The sequence below is a fragment of the Pantoea sp. SGAir0183 genome, from assembly GCF_043545505.1.
In genome coordinates this window covers 1-15,205 of sequence record NZ_CP028061.1, presented here as the reverse complement: position 1 = coordinate 15,205, position 15,205 = coordinate 1, and the positions used below count along the sequence as shown (strand labels likewise).

Below are 15,205 nucleotides of genomic sequence, written 5' to 3'. Positions count from 1 at the left end.
CGCGGTGTGCCTAATTACTTTGGCGAGCAACGCTTTGGGCGCAACGGCAACAATCTGCAGACGGCGTTGAAACTGGCGCGTCAGGAAATCCAGATACGTGACCGCAATAAACGTGGCCTGATGCTCTCTGCTGCACGCAGTGCGTTATTCAATCAGGTCACCAGTCTGCGTTTGCAGCAGCAGGGTAGCCTGACTCAGGTCATGAACGGGGATGCATTGCAGCTTACCGTGGCAGTTGGTTTGTCGCCCAGCCCGAGGAAAGGGAGGCATTGCAGGCGCGCGTGGATCAGCATGCGTTGCGTATCACGGCCCCTTGCCCGGAAAAGGCGAGGCGGGGCCACAGGGCGACGCGCTGGCGTTCGAAGAGCACTGTCTGGCGGATGCCGTAGAACTGCGCGCGCTGCTGGTGCGTGAACGGGTGGAGGCCAGCCGGCGTGCCATGCTGGTGGTGCCGCGCGATTTGCACTGGCAGTGGCTGGATGACGCCACCCTGACGTTGCAGTTCTGGTTACCGGCGGGCAGCTTTGCCACCAGCGTGGTCAGAGAGCTGGTCATCACTGACGCGGATTTACCTGACGAATAAGCTACGTCCTCACCTGGCCAGTCGCGCGGGTGAGGGACGCGCTGGCGTACACGATGGGCGGCGTAGCAGGGGGCCAGCATCGCACGAAATCTTTCCTTTCAAGCAAATGTGTTACCTTTTTCCTGTCTGTGCGTTTTATTTTCGTCTACCACTTTCCTCTCGCTCACCGCTAGAATGCAAAAGTCGCTGTCCAGTCATAACCTGTTGCCATGCTTCAAAACAGGTCCTTATTACGGCGACCCGGTTGAACAGAAAAGGTCAGAATTAAATGCGATATTGCTCAGCAACGATGATGGCATCCATGCGCCTGGTATTCAGACGCTGGCAAAGGCTTTGCGTCAATTTGCCGAGGTGGTGGTGGCACCGGATCGCAATCGCAGTGGTGCCTCCAACTCATTGACGCTGGAAACCCGTTGCGCACCTTTACCCATGAAAACGGGGACATTGCGGTGCAAATGGGCACGCCCACCGATTGCGTGTATTGGGCGTAAACGCGCTGATGCAACCCCGACCCGATATTGTGGTCTCGGGGATCAATGCCGGCCCCAATCTGGGTGATGATGTTATCTATTCCGGCACGGTGGCCGCGGCATGGAGGGACGTCATCTGGGTTTGCCCGCCATTGCGGTTTCGCTCAATGTCATGAGCACTATGCCACTGCGGCGGCGGTAACCTGTGCGCTGTAAAAGCTGAAGCCGCTGCGCACGCGCATACTGAACATCAATGTGCCCGATCTGCCGATGGCGGAGGTGAAAGGCATTCGCGTGACGCGCTGTGGCAGTCGGCATCCGGCCGATCAGGTGATTGCCCAAACCGATCCGCGCGGCAATCCGCTGTACTGGATAGGACCACCGGGCGAAAAACTGGATGCCGGCCCTGATACTGATTTTGCCGCCGTGGATGAAGGTTATGTGTCCGTCACCGCGCTGCATGTTGATCTCACCGCGCACAAGGCTCAGGACGTGCTGAGTCGCTGGCTGGATAACGCTAAACCTGTCAACAGGGGATTCATGACGAACACCTGTTGCCGACGTGCCGCGTGAGCGCTTTATCGATGAGGCCTTTGAGCACAAGCCTGGGATAACATGGCTCCCATCGGCCCAGACGATTTCACAGCCCTATATGGTGGCGCGGATGACCGCCCTGCTGGAGCTCGATGTGCACTCGCGTGTTCTGGAAATCGGGACCGGTTCTGGTTATCAGACCGCGATTCTGGCTCATCTGGTTGAGCATGTTTACTCTGTCGAACGCATCAAAGGTCTGCAGTGGCATGCAAAGCGCCGTCTGAAACAGCTCGATTTTACATAACGTCTCTACCCGCCACGGTGATGGCTGGCAGGGCTGGCCCTCGCGCGGGCCTTTCGATGCCATTATTGTGACGCGCGGCGCCCCCCGAAATTCCGACTGCGCTGATAGCACAACTGGCAGAAGGTGGCATTATGGTGCTACCTGTCGGTGAAGAGCAGCAGGTGCTTAAACGCCTGCGCCGACGCGGCGGTGAAATCACCGAGGAAACGATTGAGCCGGTGCGTTTCGTCCCGCTGGTTCAGGGCGATCTGGCCTGATGACCGTGTTAGCATTTCTTAATAACTGTTTCATGGCACACGGTAGTTGATATTGTTACTATCCAGTCAGTTCAACGAAAATACAGCGTTTAACGTGCCACACAGTGTAATGTGCTGGTGAAAAGAGAAAGTCAGTTTTTAAAGGTTGCCACCACGGGGGATTAATGAGCACGGGAAGCACAATTTTTCAGTTACGCCGTCTGGCGGCGCTTTCACTGGTGAGTTTTTGGCTGGCAGGCTGTAGTTCAGGCGACAATACACAAGCGCCAATAAGTAATATCGGCGACGGCAGCAGCATGAATGATAACGGTAATATGGCCAGCACTGGTACTGCGCCTGTTGCCAGTGGTGTGCCGACGATGCCATCGCAGGGCGGCATGTTAAGCCGAAATACGCCTGTGCCGCAGAATAAGCCGGGAATCATTAGTACCGGTAATAATACAAGTAATGAAGTTGAAACCCAGAACGGGCGAATTGTGTACAACAGAAGTTATCAGAATATTCCTAAAGGAAGCTATTCTGGACAAACGTACACCGTAAAACGCGGCGATACCCTCTTCTATATTGCCTGGATTACCGGCAATGACTTCCGCGATCTGGCGCAGCGCAACAACGTACAGCCACCGTACAGCCTAAATGTTGGGCAAACCTTGCAGGTCGACAACGGCTCCGGCCAGCCTATTACCGGGGGCAACGCGATTACCGCGGCGGATGCATCACAAAGTGGCATCGTCACCGCACCACAAATAAAACAGGCCCCTGTTGCACAGCAGCCTGTTATTACGTATTCTGATGATTCAGGTAACTCGAATGGCAGTAAATTGTTGCCTTCGAAGGGAGCAAATGTTGCAACGACAACAGCTCCAGCCGTTACCGCACCACCGACGGTGAGCAGTACAACAAACAGTTCAACGCCTGTTGGAAGCTGGCGTTGGCCGACCGAAGGTAAGATCATCGATAACTTCTCTGCCACCGAGGGTGGTAACAAAGGGATCGATATCGCAGGTTCGCGCGGACAGCCGGTTGTGGCCACTGCTTCAGGAAGGGTGGTTTATGCAGGCAACGCGCTTCGTGGTTACGGTAATTTAATCATCATCAAACACAATGATGATTACCTGAGTGCCTACGCCCACAACGATACAATGCTGGTCCGGGAACAACAGGAAGTTAAGGCTGGGCAAAAGATCGCTACCATGGGTAGCACCGGAACCAGTTCAGTTAGATTACACTTTGAAATTCGTTACAAGGGGAAATCCGTAAACCCGTTGCGTTATTTACCGCAGCGATAATCCGGCAGAGTCCTCTGGAGTCTGCCCTGGAATCACGGGTAGGAGCCACTTATGAGCCAGAATACGCTGAAAGTAAACGAGTTACATGAGAATGCGGAATTCGAAGAGAATGGAGCAGAAATTTTTGATGAGAAGGCGCTCGTCGAAAATGACTCTGGCGACAATGATGTAGCAGAAGAGGAGTTGCTGGCGCAGGGTGCGACGCAACGTGTCCTTGACGCTACTCAGCTCTATCTTGGGGAGATTGGCTATTCTCCATTGCTGACGGCCGAGGAAGAGGTACTCTTCGCTCGCCGGGCATTACGAGGTGATATTCCTTCTCGTCGCCGCATGATCGAAAGTAACTTACGACTGGTGGTGAAGATTGCACGACGTTACAGCAATCGCGGTCTGGCCCTGCTGGACCTGATTGAGGAAGGTAACCTCGGCTTGATTCGCGCCGTTGAGAAATTTGATCCAGAACGTGGATTCCGTTTCTCAACGTATGCCACCTGGTGGATTCGTCAGACCATTGAACGGGCAATCATGAACCAGACCCGGACAATTCGTTTGCCGATCCACATTGTGAAAGAATTGAACGTTTATCTGCGTACTGCGCGTGAACTTTCTCACAAGCTCGACCACGAGCCGAGTGCGGAAGAGATTGCAGAACAACTGGATAAACCGGTTGATGACGTAAGCCGTATGTTGCGTCTCAACGAACGTATTACCTCAGTTGATACTCCTTTAGGGGGCGATTCTGAGAAAGCGCTGCTGGATATCCTGGCCGATGAAAAAGACAACGGCCCAGAAGATACCACGCAAGACGACGATATGAAGCAAAGTATCGTTAAATGGCTGTTCGAACTGAACGCCAAGCAGCGCGAAGTGCTGGCTCGTCGTTTCGGCCTGTTGGGCTATGAAGCGGCAACGCTTGAGGATGTTGGCCGTGAGATCGGTTTAACCCGCGAGCGTGTGCGCCAGATTCAGGTTGAAGGTTTGCGCCGTCTGCGCGAAATCCTGCAAGGTCAGGGCCTCAGCATTGAAGCACTGTTCCGCGAATAAGCTGAACACGGCACGTCAACAGAAAGCGATGGGTAACCCCATCGCTTTTTTTGTCTGTTATTTACGCTTAAGCCTGTCCGGCAAAATACTCCCCTGTCAGAAAACAGGGCTGACGGGCGGCATCTTTTGTCAGGCAAAGTGTCACATCGTCCGGAAAGCCTCTTTGTATCAGCTCGACTGCGGACGCGCAGTGAAACAGTGCCGCGAAATTCTGGGACTGATGAGCGTGCCAGGCGGCGACAGCGGTCTGCGCTTCAGGTGAAAGCGTGCGTTGTGCCAGCGCGGCAATGATTCCCCCGCTACCACATAATCCTCAATACAGGGGCGAAGGCTCCCGTCTGGCCAACGTTCGCCACAGGGGACAATCAGAATACGGCTGAAGGCGCAGCAGGCTTCGGCCGTTGCGGTCAGGTTTCTCAGGCAGCCTGTCAGCACGGGGACGCCCCGTTCCCGCGCCCTGAAGCAGGTTGCGGAGCCATTAGGGGAGGCAGCACCAGTTTTTCATCCGGACGAACGCTGAGTAACGTTCGCGGCGACAGACTGTAGCCCTCGCCACTGAAACGCCTGTCGCTGTTAGCCGCGATGGCACCGACGGACTGCGCATACTGCGTGACAGAGTGATCTTTCCAGGGATAAGGATAGACGCGCGCCCCGTTCTCCACTGCCACGCTGACACAGGTAGAAAAGGACATCACGTCAATAATCACGATGATATCCACGTCCCCGGCCAGATGATCGATGGCCGGGATCCCCCATTCCAGACGAACAGCAAACGCGTCCTGACGATACCAGTTCATAGGCTTTTCCCGCAGTGTGGTGTAACAGCGATGTGCAACCGGCGGAAGTTAGCCCTGCCTGCGCAATAATTTTTGCAGCCGTTTTTGCTGCCAGCGGCGGATCGCATCCTTAAATATAAACAGACGCAATGCTCTGACGAGCAGTAAGGCGCCCCAAATGGCGGCGACCCAGAGTGACCAGCGGTCATTGGGCGCCGTAAAGTGGTTCAGGACATACAGCAATGCGCATACCACCACAGCGCTAAACAGAGAACGGTAAAACCGGCTCTCGGCAGCGAGCTGCTGGCGGGCGTCAGAAATGTAGCTGTCCAGCGCTTCACCGTTATTCGCAGGGGCATCGGTCAGATCGGTCACGTTAATCTCAAACACGGCCGCCAGTGCGCTCAATGTTTCCAGGCTGGGCGGATCGCCGTTTTCGATGCGCTGTATGGTTCGGGTGCTGAGGCCGGCCATTTCCGCCAGTTGTTCCTGTGACCAGGCATGTGCGAGGCGATATTCTCTGACGTTGTTCAGGTTACGCATAATGAGTCTCCGAAAGAGTAAACAATCGGTTTGCAGCATCGCCGGTAAGTGTCGACAGAAACACGATCGCAGCACGACAGGCACACGACAGCATTATGACACCGCTTTATCAGCCTGTAATCGCGTAAAGCGGTAGCAGAAGGATGCGCCAGCAGGGGTAAAGAAAGCGGGCGCAGAGAAACGCGTGACGGGAAGTCCGTAGCCGCCCCGCGAAAGGGCGGCCGTCATCAGACCAGTGCTTTAAGGCGGTAAATCCAGTCCAGCGCCTGGCGCGGTGTCAGCGTATCGGGATCCAGTGCTTCCAGCGCTTCTACGGCGGGAGACGTTTCTTCCACCAGCAACGGCAACTGCGAGCCGTCAACGTTTGACGTTGCGGATTGACTGGAAACCGTTTCGAGCTCTTTCAGCTTATTACGCGCGCGTTTAATCACCTCTTTTGGCACGCCAGCCAGCGCGGCCACGGCCAGCCCGTAGCTTTTACTGGCGGCACCGTCCTGCACACTGTGCATGAACGCAATCGTATCGCCATGTTCTACCGCATCCAGGTGAACGTTAACCACGCCTTCCAGTTTCTCAGGCAGGGTCGTCAGTTCAAAGTAGTGCGTTGCAAACAGGGTCATCGCTTTGATTCGATTCGCCAGATTTTCCGCACAAGCCCAGGCAAGCGACAAGCCGTCATACGTAGAGGTGCCGCGGCCGATTTCATCCATCAGGACCAGGCTGTTTTCTGTCGCGTTGTGCAGAATATTGGCCGTTTCCGTCATTTCGACCATAAATGTCGAGCGGCCGGAGGCCAGATCATCTGCTGCGCCCACACGGGTGAAGATACGATCCAGTGGACCAATGACCACTTCTTCGGCGGGAACGAAACTGCCGATCCAGGCCATCAGCGCGATTAACGCAGCCTGACGCATATAGGTACTTTTACCGCCCATATTCGGGCCTGTGATGATCAACATGCGGCGTTGTGGTGCCAGCGAGAGCGGGTTGGCGATAAAAGGTTCTTTCAGGACCTGCTCCACTACCGGATGGCGGCCGGCGGTGATTTTAATCCCGGGCTTGTCGTGCAGCGTGGGACGGCAGTAGTTTAGCGTCCATGCGCGTTCCGCGAGGTTACTCAGTACATCCAGTTCGGCCAGCGCCGCCGCACTTGACTGTAACGCTTCAAGATGCGGCAGCAGCAGATCAAACAGGCCTTCATACAGGCTTTTCTCCAGCGCCAGTGCTTTGCCCTTTGACGTCAGGACCTTGTCTTCATACTCCTTCAGCTCGGGAATGATATAGCGTTCAGCATTCTTAAGAGTCTGACGGCGGACATAGTGAATAGGCACCTGATGGCTCTGACCCCGGCTGACCTGAATGTAATAACCGTGCACGCCGTTAAAACCGACTTTCAGGCTGTCCAGACCGAGTTTTTCACGTTCGCGGATCTCCAGGCGATCCAGATAATCCGTCGCGCCATCCGCCAGGGCGCGCCACTCGTCCAGCTCAGCGTGATAACCCGGGGCGATCACCCCGCCATCTCTGATTAATACCGGTGGGGATTCGACAACGGCCTGCTCAAGCAGTGTGCGCAGGTCGCTAAAGTCACCTATCTGGGTACGCAGGGTTTTCAGGTGGGCGGACCCGGCGTTTGCCAGCAGATCGTTGAGTTCCGGCAACTGCTGAAACGCATGGCGCATGCGCGCCAGATCGCGTGGACGCGCCGTGCGTAGCGCCAGGCGGGCCAGAATACGCTCCAAATCACCGACCTGGCGCAGAACGGGCTGAAGCACGTCGCTCAGCGCCTGCAGCTCGGCGATTGATTCCTGTCGTTTCGCGATGACGCTGCTGTCACGCAACGGCATATGCAGCCAGCGTTTTAGCATCCGGCTGCCCATTGGCGTGACGGTTTTATCCAGCACCGCGGCTAAGGTGTTCTCGGTACCGCCTGCAAGGTTTTGGGTAATTTCGAGATTACGTCGGGTGGCGGCATCCATGATGATGCTGTCCTGCTGACGTTCCATGCTGATGGCGCGGATATGTGGCAGGCTGGTCCGTTGGGTATCTTTGACATACTGCAGCAGACAACCCGCCGCGCGCAGGCCGAGATGGGCCTGCTCCACACCAAAACCGTTTAAATCCCGCGTACCAAACTGCAAAGTAAGCTGCTGACGCGCGGTATCAATTTCAAATTCCCACAAAGGACGACGGCGCAGACCACGACGCTGATCGATGAGCGACATCGGCGAAAAATCTTCCGGGTAAAGGAGTTCGGCAGGATTGGTTCGCTGCAGTTCGGCTGCCATGGTTTCCAGATCCATGGGCTCACTCAGACGAAACCGGCCTGAACTGATATCCAGCGTGGCATAACCATAGCCGCGCGCACCGTGCACCACAGCGGCCAGCAGGTTATCCTGCCGCTCCTGCAAGAGTGCCTCATCACTGATCGTGCCTGGGGTAACAATGCGGACGACCTTACGTTCGACCGGCCCTTTGCTGAGCGCCGGGTCGCCAATTTGTTCACAGATGGCGACCGATTCACCGAGTTGCACCAGCCTCGCCAGATAATTTTCAACCGCATGATGGGGGACACCGGCCATAGGGATCGGTTCGCCCGCCGAGGCACCGCGCTTGGTTAAGGAAATGTCTAATAACTGAGAGGCGCGTTTCGCATCGTCGTAAAACAGCTCATAGAAATCGCCCATGCGATAAAACAGCAGGATGTCAGGATGCTCGGCCTTGAGGCGTAAATACTGCTGCATCATTGGCGTATGAGTAGAAAAGTCCTTGTCTGTAGACTCTTTCATATTGAATTAACTCGTTTTTATGGTTTTAGAAGTACTCAAGTGGCCCCATTTGAAACCCTGATAAACCTATCTAAATCCGAAAATTTGTATGCCTGAGGTATTCTAGCTACTATCGAGAATACAACATGGCTCTTCTGGTATACATGAGGCAACAACTGTGAAGATGACTCTGAATCAATCCATAATAATCAATAAGTTGTCGATAGAAACGAAACCGGAGTTTGATTCAGACGGACGAGTTGTGTATGTGCCTAACATTTCTGGTAAGCCCTATCTTATCACTGACAACCATCGCGATTCACCTGTAGGCTTTGGCGTTAAGGTTAGTGCAACAAAGAAGACCTATATCATTCAAAGAAGGGTGTCTGGTGGAGGCAGGAGTCATTCTGAAGGCAAGTCGCCTTCACAAGTCATTAGAGCAACGATAGGCAATGTATCGGATTTTGCTTCGATCGATCAGGCGCGTGAAGTTGCCAGAACCTATGCGCAATCAATGAAGGCTACACAAAGGAATCCAAATGCCGTTAAGCGTGAAGCTGATATTGCCGAGCTGACTCTGAGTGAGATTTTTGCTCAGTACAAACAGCACTTACTGGGACGAAGTAAACCAGCAAAAGCAAACTCAATACGAGTATTGGACAAAGCCGAACAAAAGCTCAAGGAATGGGAAATGTAGTGGTTTACTAAATTTGGCCACCTGAACAGAGGTGATATGCTCATCTCAGAACATGACAGGTGCCTTAATGAAAAAAAGAATTTTCAGCGCAGAATTTAAACGCGAATCCGCTCAACTCGTTGTTGATCAAAACTACACTGTTGCTGATGCGGCCAGTGCTATGGATGTAGGTCTCTCCACAATGACCCGATGGGTAAAACAGTTGCGTGATGAACGCCGGGGCAATACGCCAAAAGCTTCCCCGATTACCCCGGAACAAATCGAAATACGTGAACTGAAGAAAAAACTGCAACGTGTTGAAATGGAAAATGAAATATTAAAAAAGGCTACCGCGCTCTTGATGTCAGACTCCCTGAACAGTTCTCGTTAATCGGAAACCTCAGAGCGCATTATCCTGTGGCCACACTCTGCCACGTGTTTGGGGTTCATCGCAGCAGCTACAAATACTGGAAAAACCGTCCTGAAAAGCCAGACGGCAGACGGGCTGTATTACGCAGCAAGGTTCTGGAACTGCATAACATCAGTCATGGTTCTGCTGGCGCAAGAAGCATCGCGGCCATGGCAACGCAGAGAGGCTTGCCGATGGGGCGATGGCTTGCTGGCATGACCTGCCCCCAGTATTAGATACAACCATCAGTTAGTAATGTCGGTTTGTTTACCTTCACATTTTCCATTCCGCCATCGTGCTGCAAACTCTGATGGCGTCTGATAATTTAGTGCTGAATGTGGACGACACTCGTTATAATCCTGCCGCCAGTCATTAATGACTTTCCTGGCGTGAACGATATCGCTGAACCAGTGCTCATTCAGACATTCATCGCGAAAGCGTCCGTTAAAGCTCTCAATAAATCCGTTCTGCGTTGGCTTGCCCGGCTGGATTAAGCGCAACTCAACACCATGCTCAAAAGCCCATTGATCCAGTGCGCGGCAGGTGAACTCCGGCCCCTGGTCAGTTCTTATCGTCGCCGGATAGCCTCGAAACAGCGCAATGCTGTCCAGAATGTGTGTCACCTGCACGCCTGAAATCCCAAAGGCAACAGTGACCGTCAGGCATTCCTTCGTGAAGTCGTCCACACAGGTCAGGCACTTGAGCCTGCGACCGGTGGCGAGCGCGTCCATGACAAAATCCATCGACCAGGTCAGGTTGGGCGCCGCCGGGCGGAGCAGCGGCAGACGTTCTGTTGCCAGCCCTTTACGACGCCGTCTGCGTTTTACGCCCAGCCCTCTCAGATGATAAAGGCGGTACACGCGCTTGTGATTAACATGAAGGCCTTCACGGCGCAGTAACTGCCAGATGCGGCGGTAGCCAAAACGCCTGCGCTCCAGTGCCAGCTCAGTGATGCGCTCTGATAAATGCGCATCAGCCGCCGGACGCAGAGCCTCGTAGCGGCAGGTCGACAGGGACAAACCTGTCAGCCTGCAGGCACGACGTTGCGACAGACCGGTCACATCACACATCAACATCACGGCTTGCCGCTTCTGGTCTGTCGTCAGTACTTTCGCCCCAGAGCCACCTGAAGCGCCTCCTTATCCAGCATGGCTTCGGCAAGCAGCTTCTTGAGCCTGGCGTTCTCTTCCTCAAGCGACTTCAGCCGCTTAACCTCGGGCACCTCCATACCGCCATACTTCTTACGCCAGGTGTAAAAGGTGGCATCGGAAATGGCGTGCTTGCGGCAGAGTTCACGGGCAGAAACCCCGGCTTCAGCTTCGCGGAGGATACTGATGATCTGTTCGTCGGAAAAACGCTTCTTCATGGGGATGTCCTCATGTGGCTTATGAAGACATTACTAACATCGCGGTGTGTTAATCAACGGGGAGCAGGTCAGGCACGCTCATGAGAGAACTGGGACTTGTGAGTTGTCAACAACCGACTCATCGTTATAAGCGCTGTGGCCATGAACACATCGCCATCCCGAATCATCTTGAGCGGCAGTTTGCAGTGACAGCGCCTAATCAGGTGTGGTGCGGCGACGTGACTTATATCTGGACCGGAACACGTTGGGCATACCTTGCCGTTGTTCTCGACCTGTTCGCGAGAAAACCGGTGGGTTGGGCAATGTCGTTCTCTCCGGACAGCAGGCTAACTATCAAAGCGCTGAAAATAGCGTGGGAAACTCGCGGCAAGCCAGAAGGTGTGATGTTCCACAGCGATCAAGGCAGTCATTATACGAGCAGGCAGTTCCGGCAGTTACTGTGGAGATACCGGATCAGGCAAAGCATGAGTCGGCGCGGGAACTGCTGGTATAACAGCCCAATGGAGCGGTTCTTCCGAAGCCTGAAAAATGAGTGGGTTCCAGTGACGGGATACATGAACTTCAGTGAGGCCTCTCATGCGATCACAGATTACATCGTGGGTTATTACAGCACGTTCAGGCCGCATGAATATAACGGTGGATTGCCACCAAACGAATCAGAAAGTCGATACTGGAAAAACTCTAAAGTGGTGGCCAGTTTTTGTTGACCACTACAAAGAGTTCTGTCTTGGTCAGCGGGCTGCAGGATTGCTTAGCATTAAGGTGGTTTAAGAGTTCGTTGAGCCTTTGATTTATCTCACCGAGCATTTTCCATGCGCTTCGGTTGATTTCTGGGACAACAACCGGTTGGTTTTTCATGAAGCACATGCGAAGCCATTCTCCCTTAGCATGTTGCTTTCGTTCATAATCCAAAGTATTTAACTCAGCGTTATTAAGTCTGACGCTGACGCAATGAATACGCAGATTCTCTGCAAGGGGAGGGTAATAGGTGGTATCCATAGAGGTTCCTTTTCTAATATATAGAGATAAGTATATTCCTTATGCTTGAAATATTTATATATGATATAGAGTTTTTGTCAATGTGGCGCGTGGTAATTTATATATATATGCAAAAATTAAATTTATTTTATGCCAGCATTTGAAAAGTTGGGTTTTAAGTATTGACAAGTTTTTATTATGATGTAAAACATAATTGTAATTTCAACGATATCGACTTATGATGTTTTTGAATTTATATAGTTAACTATTAACTTGCCCCATATATGGGGAACTGGAGGGGCTGCCGTAAGGTGGCCTCTCGACCTTTCTTGCATTGTTCTGCATAGGTGTAATTTTAAAAAAAACTCAATGCCTAATATAGATTGTTAACGAATTTCACTCATTGAAGCCTGAAGCTCTTAAGTTTACCCTTTTTAAACTGCAAGGCATAAAAAGCAAGGCTACTCAGCTTCGCTGAGTTAGCCCTTGCTTAAAAAACTATTTGGTCATGATATAAAAATACTAAAACATAACTCATTTGTAATCGGCTTTGAATCTTTTAAAATTGAAATATACATATGGTGCAGTCCATGATATCGAGTTGATTCACTGACCGTTCCATTGAATGATCCATTATAATATTCAGCGTTATGTACTCTTATCTTTTCTTTCGTAGCTGAATTGTTTTTTGCATCAATACCCGTATTTACCTTTCTAGACTTAATTTGTATGCCACTTTGAGCATGGGAAAAAAATTGCACCTTGAATTCCAAATCCAAGTTCCGATCCAAAGCTAACGAACAGGGATAATAATAGAACTCTCTTCCATTCTTATCAATTGCTTTTAAGCTAACTGATAAATCACTATTTTTTTGCCCATAGGGTAAAAAGCTAAAATATGATTTATTATCTAATTCATATTGATAATAATTTATTTGATTACCGCGAATGCTGTAATTAGGCTCAACATATTTGTACTCTTTATCATAAGGTTTCCCGTCTTTAGTTTTTTTTCTGGTTAGATAGCCTGTATATTCCGCTCCAAACCCTAAAAGTTTTTTTAAATTTGAACCTATCATTATTTTATTAGTTTTAGCCCTTTGCTGCAATTTTGCGGCTACATCTACATAATAAGAAGTAGCAGTAACTTCGAAAGCTCCAAACGCGCCATAATTACCCCATATAATATCGTCATTCTTCCCATAGTCTATTCCAATTCGAACTCCAATAGGATCTGCTATTTTAATACCACCAAAATAAGGTGTAATAACCTGCTCGACGAACTCGATAATATAAACGGCACAATTAATGGCATCAATCCCACTATCAATTATTTTTCCGCTACGATCTTTTTCATTACTCCTAAAGAAAGCCATTACTGCGTCGCCCATGATCCTATGCACATGACCATCAAAAGACTGAATGATCTCAATCGCATATTTTATAATTGTATTCTTAATATTAAATACGATTTCAGAAGGATAAAGCTTTCCTAGCTTAGTTGAACCCGCAATATCCAAAAATAAAGTAACTGAATATCCATTTTCTAGCACTGAGGTGTTTTTTAAATGTTCAAAATCAGGGTGGCAGCCAATGGTTCGCTTTGGTTCCGCTGGTTTATTAAATGCTCTCCTAATTGTCGAAGTAATTTCATTAGTCTCAATTAGTGATAATCCGAAAGATTCATTGGCAGCCAAGCTTTCCATTGAACCAGATACTGAACTACTTTTGAATATTGCGTCTGAATCATAGGCGAATGACTTTTTAAAGTTCTTAGAACTTCCGTTTAATCTTTCGTTAATTTCTTTATTAGCTAATGAAAAAATATCTTTAAATTCCATTTTCTTCCTCACGCATAAAATATGATAACACTACAAATAAAGCATAAAAAAACAGCCAACTTAAGTAAGTTAATAGATTTCTTATGTGCTTTATATTTTTTTACAAGACCATGCGAAAGGTTATATTGCAATGATACTAACCCTTCGAGTATATCTTTTTGGGCTATCGAATTAACTTTTTCTTCATAAACTTCTTCGCTTGCGTAAGAATAATAAGTGTCAATAAATGAGTAGATGTTTTCTTTTTTAGATTTATTTATATAAGGAATGGCTGTTTCTATTACCGTAAAAAATGCTAGGAATAATATTATGATTATTACTGCAGACAACAACTTAAATATAATAGAGATATCTGATATACCAGACGTACTTAATAGGTCAAGAGCCTTACCGATATTTGCAGAAATAGATACTATTAGCGCACTTATGAAAGTAATAATTATAGTGGATTTTGTATTAGCATAATTATGATAACTGTCAGTGCGAACAATTATTTTGTTAAATAACTCAATTTTTTTCTCGAGACTAAAACCAGATATTGAGGTTTCGTCTACAGGTTTAGAACAATTCTTACTATCTGATCGAATCATGATTAAGCGCCACTTACATAAGTTAATCTTTACTGTTAAGGATCAAAGAAGATGTTAAATGATTTTACATTCTACACCTTCCGCTTTAAAATCCAAGCAATAGGAATGATCCTAATGTTTTGGTTTGGTTAAGCTGTTGTTTCTTGTTGGTTTTTTGTAGGTCAGTGTAGATGTGTGGACTGCTTTTGAGCGGTTTTTTTCTAATTCTTTTCAGGAATCTAACCATTTGTGCTGTTTTTTTAAGCAGTCGGTTGAGTTGTTGAGTGAAGTTTAATTTAACATTTTATTAAATACAGTTTAATTTTTTATATTAATCACCTAAATCTTGGAGTGAAATAATGGCTAAAAAGACCAGAAAGACTAAAACCAGACTCAAAAGCCTTAATATTGTAAAGTTCCGAGCATTAAAAAATGTCGATATTGAGTTTGGAGAAGTACTTACAGTCATTTGTGGAAAAAATGGAACGTCAAAATCGTCTATTCTCGGTATTGCTGCACAAATATTCAGTTTTGAAAAAGACTATGTTAAAAATGAGATTTTAAATTTCAGGCAAGTCACTGGGATTCCATTCAAATCTCAATATAAAGAACACTTTAGAATTTCGGAAAAATTTGACACTGCTGGTTCAATGGAAGTTAATGTTGAACTTTTCGATGGGTACACTAATCAAGACAGCACGGGTCAACTTGAATTATCAAAGCGAGGGATCTACCACGACCAGTAGTAAGAAAAAACAGCACTGTTAAAGATAAATCAAATACAAGTAGAAACTTTAC

At 49.3% G+C, this 15,205-nt stretch carries 9 protein-coding genes and 7 pseudogenes; 9 read left to right on the top strand and 7 right to left on the bottom strand.

All coding sequences use genetic code 11. From position 1 onward, the window contains the following. The 5 genes and pseudogenes from C1N59_RS22615 to rpoS form a co-directional block, all read left to right on the top strand. Positions 1-583, top strand: a pseudogene (locus C1N59_RS22615) (tRNA pseudouridine(13) synthase TruD); the annotation flags it as partial. Positions 584-856: 273 nt separating this feature from the next. Further along, positions 857-1,569, top strand: a pseudogene (gene surE / locus C1N59_RS22610) (5'/3'-nucleotidase SurE); the annotation flags it as partial. Positions 1,570-1,589: 20 nt separating this feature from the next. Further along, positions 1,590-2,148: pseudogene (locus C1N59_RS22605) on the top strand (protein-L-isoaspartate(D-aspartate) O-methyltransferase). Positions 2,149-2,312: 164 nt separating this feature from the next. Continuing rightward, on the top strand, positions 2,313-3,437 hold the full coding sequence (gene nlpD, locus C1N59_RS22600) for a murein hydrolase activator NlpD (RefSeq protein ID WP_033739535.1): 1,125 nt from the start codon (positions 2,313-2,315) through the stop codon (positions 3,435-3,437). A 51-nt stretch (positions 3,438-3,488) separates the two neighbouring features. After that, positions 3,489-4,481, top strand: a complete 993-nt coding sequence (gene rpoS, locus C1N59_RS22595; protein ID WP_006120728.1) for an RNA polymerase sigma factor RpoS — start codon at positions 3,489-3,491, stop codon at positions 4,479-4,481. Between the two features lie 67 nt (positions 4,482-4,548). Here the strand turns inward: rpoS and C1N59_RS22590 are convergent. The 3 genes and pseudogenes from C1N59_RS22590 to mutS form a co-directional block, all read right to left on the bottom strand. Further along, positions 4,549-5,278, bottom strand: a pseudogene (locus C1N59_RS22590) (2-phosphosulfolactate phosphatase). A 48-nt stretch (positions 5,279-5,326) separates the two neighbouring features. Continuing rightward, positions 5,327-5,800 carry a helix-turn-helix domain-containing protein gene (locus C1N59_RS22585; RefSeq protein WP_054633238.1) on the bottom strand — a complete coding sequence of 158 codons (474 nt, stop codon included), beginning with the start codon at positions 5,798-5,800 and terminating at the stop codon, positions 5,327-5,329. A 227-nt stretch (positions 5,801-6,027) separates the two neighbouring features. Further along, on the bottom strand, positions 6,028-8,589 hold the full coding sequence (mutS, locus tag C1N59_RS22580; RefSeq protein WP_394551385.1) for a DNA mismatch repair protein MutS: 2,562 nt from the start codon (positions 8,587-8,589) through the stop codon (positions 6,028-6,030). A gap of 157 nt (positions 8,590-8,746) precedes the next feature. Between mutS and C1N59_RS22575 the strand changes: the two are divergent. Both C1N59_RS22575 and C1N59_RS22570 read left to right on the top strand, forming a co-directional pair. Next, positions 8,747-9,256: pseudogene (locus tag C1N59_RS22575) on the top strand (integrase); the annotation flags it as partial. Between the two features lie 76 nt (positions 9,257-9,332). Then, positions 9,333-9,868: pseudogene (locus C1N59_RS22570) on the top strand (transposase); the annotation flags it as partial. A 30-nt stretch (positions 9,869-9,898) separates the two neighbouring features. Here C1N59_RS22570 and C1N59_RS22565 read toward each other — a convergent pair. After that, positions 9,899-11,019 (bottom strand): IS3 family transposase gene (locus tag C1N59_RS22565; RefSeq protein WP_394551013.1). Its coding sequence is split into 2 segments (ribosomal slippage): positions 9,899-10,761 and positions 10,761-11,019, totalling 1,122 coding nucleotides; the frame shifts between segments, so codons are not numbered across the junction. Between the two features lie 68 nt (positions 11,020-11,087). Here C1N59_RS22565 and C1N59_RS22560 point away from each other — a divergent pair. Beyond that, positions 11,088-11,726: pseudogene (locus tag C1N59_RS22560) on the top strand (IS3 family transposase); the annotation flags it as partial. Here C1N59_RS22560 and C1N59_RS22555 read toward each other — a convergent pair. From C1N59_RS22555 to C1N59_RS22545, 3 genes are all read right to left on the bottom strand, one after another. Next, positions 11,701-12,018, bottom strand: coding sequence for a hypothetical protein (locus C1N59_RS22555; protein ID WP_394551383.1), 318 nt, complete (start codon positions 12,016-12,018; stop codon positions 11,701-11,703). The pseudogene C1N59_RS22560 and the gene C1N59_RS22555 overlap by 26 nt on opposite strands. 485 nt (positions 12,019-12,503) lie before the next feature. Continuing rightward, positions 12,504-13,838: a nucleotide-binding domain-containing protein gene (locus C1N59_RS22550; RefSeq protein WP_394551381.1), complete on the bottom strand. Its 1,335-nt coding sequence runs from the start codon at positions 13,836-13,838 to the stop codon at positions 12,504-12,506. A gap of 8 nt (positions 13,839-13,846) precedes the next feature. After that, positions 13,847-14,428 (bottom strand): hypothetical protein, encoded by a 582-nt coding sequence (locus C1N59_RS22545; protein ID WP_394551379.1) that lies wholly within the window; start codon positions 14,426-14,428, stop codon positions 13,847-13,849. A gap of 338 nt (positions 14,429-14,766) precedes the next feature. On the opposite strand from C1N59_RS22545, the gene C1N59_RS22540 reads away from it, so the two are divergent. Continuing rightward, entirely contained in the window at positions 14,767-15,153 is a 387-nt protein-coding gene (locus C1N59_RS22540) for an AAA family ATPase (RefSeq protein ID WP_394551377.1), read from the top strand. Positions 15,154-15,205: the final 52 nt, after the last annotated feature.